Origin of the sequence: uncultured Sphingomonas sp. (assembly GCF_964237155.1) — a bacterium.
Classification (GTDB): domain Bacteria; phylum Pseudomonadota; class Alphaproteobacteria; order Sphingomonadales; family Sphingomonadaceae; genus Sphingomonas.
Genome location: NZ_CAXSHH010000121.1, coordinates 1 through 4,917, shown reverse-complemented (window position 1 = coordinate 4,917; position 4,917 = coordinate 1). Strand labels below are relative to the sequence as shown.

The following is a 4,917-nucleotide window of genomic DNA, read 5'->3' as shown; positions in this document are numbered from 1 at the left end:
ACGACGCCGCCAAGGACGCGCCCAAGGTCACCATCATGACCATCCACGCCGCCAAGGGGCTGGAGTTCGACACCGTCTTCCTGGCGGGCTGGGAGGAAGGCCTGTTCCCCTCGCAGCGCGCGATGGACGAGGGCGGCACCGCCTCGCTGGAGGAGGAGCGTCGCCTGGCCTACGTCGCCATCACCCGCGCCCGCCGCCGCGCGACCGTCCTCCACGCCGCCAACCGCCGCATCTACGGCCAATGGACCAGCAGCCTGCCCAGCCGCTTCGTCGCCGAGCTCCCCCCCGCCCACATCGACACCGAGACCAGCATGACCGGCGGCGAGTCGCTATGGCGCGCCAACTGGTCCGAACAATCCGACCCCTTCGCCGACATCGCCCGCGGCTCCGGCCGAGGCCCCGGCTGGGCCCGCGCGGCGGGCGCCGCGAGCAGCTTCACCACCGGGCCCACCCGCATCGTCGAATCCCGAGGCCCCGCCGTCGGCCTGGGCCAAAAAGGCCGCGAGGACTTGGAAGTGGGCCAACGCGTGTTCCACCAAAAGTTCGGCTACGGCGCGATCGCCCACATCGAAGGCAACAAACTGGAAATCGACTTCGAACACGCCGGGCGGAAGCGGGTGATGGATAGCTTCGTGACAGTTGGGTGACTAACGCCAGCTGCCGCCGCCGATGCTAAGCGGGCACCTGCTTGTCCACGCGCTCCAAAACAAATGTACCCTCCTGCTCGTCCAATTCAAGAACGCGCATTTTCAAAGCTTTTTGAGGAAAGCACCGCAGAATAGAGCGTGGCGAAACATCCTTGTCTCTCGCCTGCGCCAAGATGACGTGAACCCTCCCACCAAGCTTGTCGCGAGAATGAGCAAGATTGTCGATCAGCTCTACAAAGCCCGGCCGCGACCGCCACTCGCCAGGATGATCGGTTTTCCAACTACGGTATATGCGCCCTTGCTCCTCAAAGCGGTCTTGCCAAAGCGTCACCGCAACGTGTTGTCCGTCGACGCTCTTGCCTGACCAGCTCCAACGTAAGTTGCGCGGGACCGTATCATAAAATTCGAAGCATTCTCTGTGGTTGTAATTCTTAGACATTCTGTGTTCCCCCTTCGGCCGATCAGCCTAAGCCGCCACCCGCTCCACCTCGATTTCGCCCTCGCGCGCCCGCACCTGCGCCAGATCATGCGCGCCCTGCATTCGCATCAGCGTGTCCGCTCGCACCCCGAACGCCTTCTCGAACCGGATCGCCATCTCCGCCGACAGTCCGGCGCGACCGCCGAGCAGGTTGCTCATCGCCTGCCGCGTGACATGGAGCTTGGCGGCCGCCCCTGTCACGGTCAGCCCGTGCGGCTCGACCAGCTCGGCGCGCAGCCATGCGCCCGGATGCACGGCGAAACTGGAATGAAGCTTGATGGCCATCAGTGATAATCCTCCAGGTCCAAGTCCTCGACGTCGCCCGCCTCGTTCACCCGAAACGTCATGCGCCAGTTCCGCGTCACCGTGAGCGACCAGACGCCGGCCCGGTCGCCCGTCAGCAGGTGGGCACCGTAGTTGGGCGGCACCCTCAACTCCTCCGCGACATCGACCGCGACCAGATAGGTCAGCATATTGCGGAGCCGTTCGACCGAGTCGCCCGGCAGCCCCTTGGTCCGGCCCGTCTCCGCAAACGCGCGCAGCGCCTTGTGCCTGATGCTTTCAATCTGCACTGCAAGAGAATGAACGAACTACGGTTGAGTGTCAAGTTATACTTGACACCAGTATACGAACCCGGCAGATAATGCCCATGATCGATAACGCCCGTCTGTAGGTCAGCATCATGCAAATGACTTTATCCGAAGCCGCCGCCCAGTTGCCCGAGCTAGCCGCTCGCGCCGATGCGGGAGAAGAGGTCGTGCTTACGCGCGGGGATGCACCGTCGGTCCGCCTAGTCGTCGATCGCCGCAAGCCGACTCCGGCGGAGAAGCGCGCGGTGCTGGAGCGGTTCCGCGGCGTCGCCAAGGGCAAGCCGGAGTGGCAGGGCGTGACCGCCGCCACGGCGGCAGACTATTTGTATGACGAGTTCGGCCTGCCCGCGTGATCGCGCTGGACGGGTCCGCCCTCCTCGCGATCCTGCTCGACGAGGACGACGCCGACCGCTGCATCGATGCTCTCAGCCGCGAACGCGACCTGATCATCTCCGCCGCCTCCCTAGCCGAGGCGCTGATCGTTGCGGAGGCTAAGGGCGTCCTGATGCCGCTTCGCGAGATGCTGGCTGGTTTCGGGCCCGATGTGATCGACCTAACCGCCGAGCGCGCCCGCGCGGCGGCCGTCGCTTACGAGCGGTGGGGCAAAGGCTATCACCGGGCGAAGCTCAACATCATGGATATCTTCGCCTACACTCTCGCGAAGGAGTTCGACTGTCCGCTCCTGTTCGTCGGCAACGACTTCTCGCTAACCGACGTCCGACCCGCCCTCGAGCCGCGCGACTGACCCAACCCCCGTCACCCCGGCCTTGAGCCGGGGTCCCGCCACTCCTCCGCCCATAAATCAGCGCTGTCCTACAAGAACCGCCCTCGCCATATCCTGGCCGATGCCCGATTCGCCAGCCTTTACCCCCGTCCCCACCGCCGCCCGCCGCGACGGCTGGACCCCGGACAAGCAGCGCGCCTTCATCGATCAGCTCGCCCGCTGCGGCGTCGTCGCGGCGGCCGCCAAGGCCGTCGGCATGAGCCCCAAATCCGCCTACGCGCTCCGCAAGCGGCCGGACGCCGCCTCCTTCGCCGCCGCCTGGGACGACGCCGCGCGCCGCGGCGGGAACGAGTCGGCGGCCCTGGCCATCGATCGCGCGATCGACGGGGTAGTCGAGCCTGTCTTCCACGGCGGCCGCCAGATCGGCGAGCGGCGGCGCTACAACGACCGGCTGCTCATGGCCGCGATCCGTCACATGGACCCGCCATCCTCGTCCGTCGATCTGATCGCCGCGTTGGAGGCGGCCCTCGCCGCGCTCGATCCGGTCCCCGCCCACGTGCAAAACGCGTATTAGCGTTACCTTCGTTACCTTCGCCCCTACTGGCCCCGCCCTGACCCCCGTGCGACGAGCTCCCGCGATGATCCCTTCCCCCCTCCAGTCCGGCCTCGATGCGCTCCGCCGGAGCGACTTCGCCGCCGCCCGCCAACATCTCACCCGCGCGACCGAAACCGAGCCGCAGGGCCGCCGCCCCTGGCTCCCGCTCGCCCAGGCCTGCCGCAAACTCGGCGACGCCCCCGCCGAGACGCAGGCGCTCGGCTCGCTCCTCGTCGAGGAGCCCCGCGACATCCTGGCCCTCCTGCTAATGGGCGAGCGCAAGCGCGACGACGGCGACGATCGCGCCGCCGCCTCCTTCATGACCGCCGCGCTCAAGCAGGCGACCGCCACCCCGCCCCCGCCCCAACTCACGCCGTTGCTCCAGCGCGCTCAGGCGTTCCTGGCCGAGAACAACGCCCGCTACGAACGCCACCTTCTCTCGGCGGTCGACCTCCCCGACACTGATCCCGAGCGCCCGACCCGCTTCCGCCGCTCGCTCGACCTGCTGCTAGGCCGCCGCGAGCTCCACCTCCAACAGCCCTCGATGTTCTACTTCCCCGGCCTCCCCCAACGTCAGTTCTACGAGCGCGATGAGTTCGCCTGGGCCCCCGAGCTCGAAGCCGCCGCCCCCGCCATCCGCGCCGAACTGGAGGCGCTCGCCGACACCGACGGCTTCGCCCCCTACATCACCGGCGACCCGAACCGCCCCCGCCCCGTCGCCAATCCGCTCCTCGACGACCCCAGCTGGAGCGCCTTCTACATCTGGCGGAACGGCGCGCTCACGCCCGAAGCCGCCCGCGTCCCCCGCACCGTTGCCGCGCTGGCGAGCCTCCCCATCCCCCGCATCGCCGGCCGCTCCCCCATGGCGCTCTTCTCGCGCCTGCGACCCGACACCCACATCCGCCCGCATCACGGCATGCTCAACACCCGCCTCACCTGCCACCTTCCGCTCGTCGTCCCCGAGGCTTGCGCGATGCGCGTCGGCGACGAGACCCGCCCCTGGCGCGAGGGCGAGCTTACGATCTTCGACGACAGTATCGAGCACGAGGCCTGGAACCGCGGCCCCGCCACCCGCACCGTCCTCCTGTTCGAGATTTGGCGGCCCGAGGTCACCCCCGACGAGCGGACACAGCTCACCCATTTGTTCGAGGCGATCGACGAGTATGGCGGCTTCCCCGCCCCGATCGGCTCGGACCATTAGGAACCGCGCCGGCCCCGAAATGTTGTCGCAGATGACGCCCGCGTTCCCGGGCCGGAGTGTATATCCATGAAGCTGACCCTAGCCCTCACCGCCGCGGCCGCCCTCCTCGCCGCCCCTTTGCTGACGAATGGCGCCGCAGCGCAAGGCCCGGCCGCCGACGCCCGCATGCGTCAGGCGCAAGACCGCTTCGACCGCGAATACCAGATCTTCCGCGGGGAGCTCGACCGCTACCAGTCCGCCCGCCCCGGCTATCGCGCTCCCGCCGGCGGTGGCGGCTACCGCGTCGCGCCGAATGTCCCCTACGACGACCGCTACGACCGCCCCACCTACAGCGACGAGCGCGACGAGGGCGATTACGACGCCGCCCGCTACTATCGCTCCGGCCCCAATTACCGCGACCGTACGCTCGCGTCCGACGAGCGCGTCTATGCGGGCCAGGACGGCCGCTATTACTGCCGCCGCGCCGACGGCACCACCGGCCTGATCCTCGGCGCGGGCGCGGGCGGCATCCTGGGCAACATCATCGACGGCGGGCGTAGCCGGACGGTGGGCACGTTGCTTGGCGGTGCCGCCGGTGCCCTCGCGGGCCGCTCGATCGAACAGAACTCGGTGCGTTGCCGCTAGGCTCGGTGCAGCGCCGCTAAGGCACTTAGCGGCGCGACCGGCACCGAGCCCGGCCGGC

General features: G+C 68.3%; 9 protein-coding genes. 6 read left to right on the top strand and 3 right to left on the bottom strand.

Annotated elements, in window-relative coordinates; genetic code table 11:
* Window positions 1–647: 3'-5' exonuclease (locus ACFE71_RS14875; RefSeq protein ID WP_375429543.1), on the top strand; the 647-nt coding region annotated here is incomplete at its 5' end.
* Between the two features lie 25 nt (window positions 648–672).
* Here the strand turns inward: ACFE71_RS14875 and ACFE71_RS14870 are convergent.
* Genes ACFE71_RS14870 through ACFE71_RS14860 form a run of 3 tightly spaced genes read right to left on the bottom strand, consistent with a single transcriptional unit; the run spans window position 673 to window position 1,697 of the window.
* Window positions 673–1,086, bottom strand: coding sequence for a hypothetical protein (locus tag ACFE71_RS14870; RefSeq protein WP_375429542.1), 414 nt, complete (start codon window positions 1,084–1,086; stop codon window positions 673–675).
* A gap of 27 nt (window positions 1,087–1,113) precedes the next feature.
* Complete coding sequence (locus ACFE71_RS14865; RefSeq protein WP_375429541.1) at window positions 1,114–1,410, bottom strand: HigA family addiction module antitoxin; 297 nt, start codon at window positions 1,408–1,410, stop codon at window positions 1,114–1,116.
* Window positions 1,410–1,697 carry a type II toxin-antitoxin system RelE/ParE family toxin gene (locus ACFE71_RS14860; protein WP_375429540.1) on the bottom strand — a complete coding sequence of 96 codons (288 nt, stop codon included), beginning with the start codon at window positions 1,695–1,697 and terminating at the stop codon, window positions 1,410–1,412. Before ACFE71_RS14860 ends, ACFE71_RS14865 begins: the two co-directional genes overlap by 1 nt.
* A gap of 110 nt (window positions 1,698–1,807) precedes the next feature.
* On the opposite strand from ACFE71_RS14860, the gene ACFE71_RS14855 reads away from it, so the two are divergent.
* The 5 genes from ACFE71_RS14855 (at window position 1,808) to ACFE71_RS14835 (ending at window position 4,859) form a co-directional block, all read left to right on the top strand.
* Window positions 1,808–2,068: a type II toxin-antitoxin system Phd/YefM family antitoxin gene (locus tag ACFE71_RS14855; RefSeq protein WP_375429539.1), complete on the top strand. Its 261-nt coding sequence runs from the start codon at window positions 1,808–1,810 to the stop codon at window positions 2,066–2,068.
* Complete coding sequence (locus tag ACFE71_RS14850; protein ID WP_375429538.1) at window positions 2,065–2,460, top strand: type II toxin-antitoxin system VapC family toxin; 396 nt, start codon at window positions 2,065–2,067, stop codon at window positions 2,458–2,460. The genes ACFE71_RS14855 and ACFE71_RS14850 overlap by 4 nt, the downstream gene beginning before the upstream one ends.
* A gap of 100 nt (window positions 2,461–2,560) precedes the next feature.
* A complete protein-coding gene (locus ACFE71_RS14845; protein ID WP_375429537.1) occupies window positions 2,561–3,013 on the top strand; it encodes a hypothetical protein in 453 nt (150 codons plus the stop codon).
* A gap of 64 nt (window positions 3,014–3,077) precedes the next feature.
* On the top strand, window positions 3,078–4,235 hold the full coding sequence (locus ACFE71_RS14840; RefSeq protein WP_375429536.1) for an aspartyl/asparaginyl beta-hydroxylase domain-containing protein: 1,158 nt from the start codon (window positions 3,078–3,080) through the stop codon (window positions 4,233–4,235).
* Window positions 4,236–4,301: 66 nt separating this feature from the next.
* Window positions 4,302–4,859, top strand: a complete 558-nt coding sequence (locus ACFE71_RS14835; protein WP_375429535.1) for a glycine zipper 2TM domain-containing protein — start codon at window positions 4,302–4,304, stop codon at window positions 4,857–4,859.
* Window positions 4,860–4,917: the final 58 nt, after the last annotated feature.

Coding starts and splice junctions, on each gene's coding strand:
- ACFE71_RS14845 (WP_375429537.1), top strand. CDS start 2,561: ATGCCCGATTCGCCAGCCTTTACCCCCGTCCCCACCGCCGCCCGCCGC.
- ACFE71_RS14870 (WP_375429542.1), bottom strand. CDS start 1,086: ATGTCTAAGAATTACAACCACAGAGAATGCTTCGAATTTTATGATACG.
- ACFE71_RS14840 (WP_375429536.1), top strand. CDS start 3,078: ATGATCCCTTCCCCCCTCCAGTCCGGCCTCGATGCGCTCCGCCGGAGC.
- ACFE71_RS14865 (WP_375429541.1), bottom strand. CDS start 1,410: ATGGCCATCAAGCTTCATTCCAGTTTCGCCGTGCATCCGGGCGCATGG.
- ACFE71_RS14835 (WP_375429535.1), top strand. CDS start 4,302: ATGAAGCTGACCCTAGCCCTCACCGCCGCGGCCGCCCTCCTCGCCGCC.
- ACFE71_RS14855 (WP_375429539.1), top strand. CDS start 1,808: ATGCAAATGACTTTATCCGAAGCCGCCGCCCAGTTGCCCGAGCTAGCC.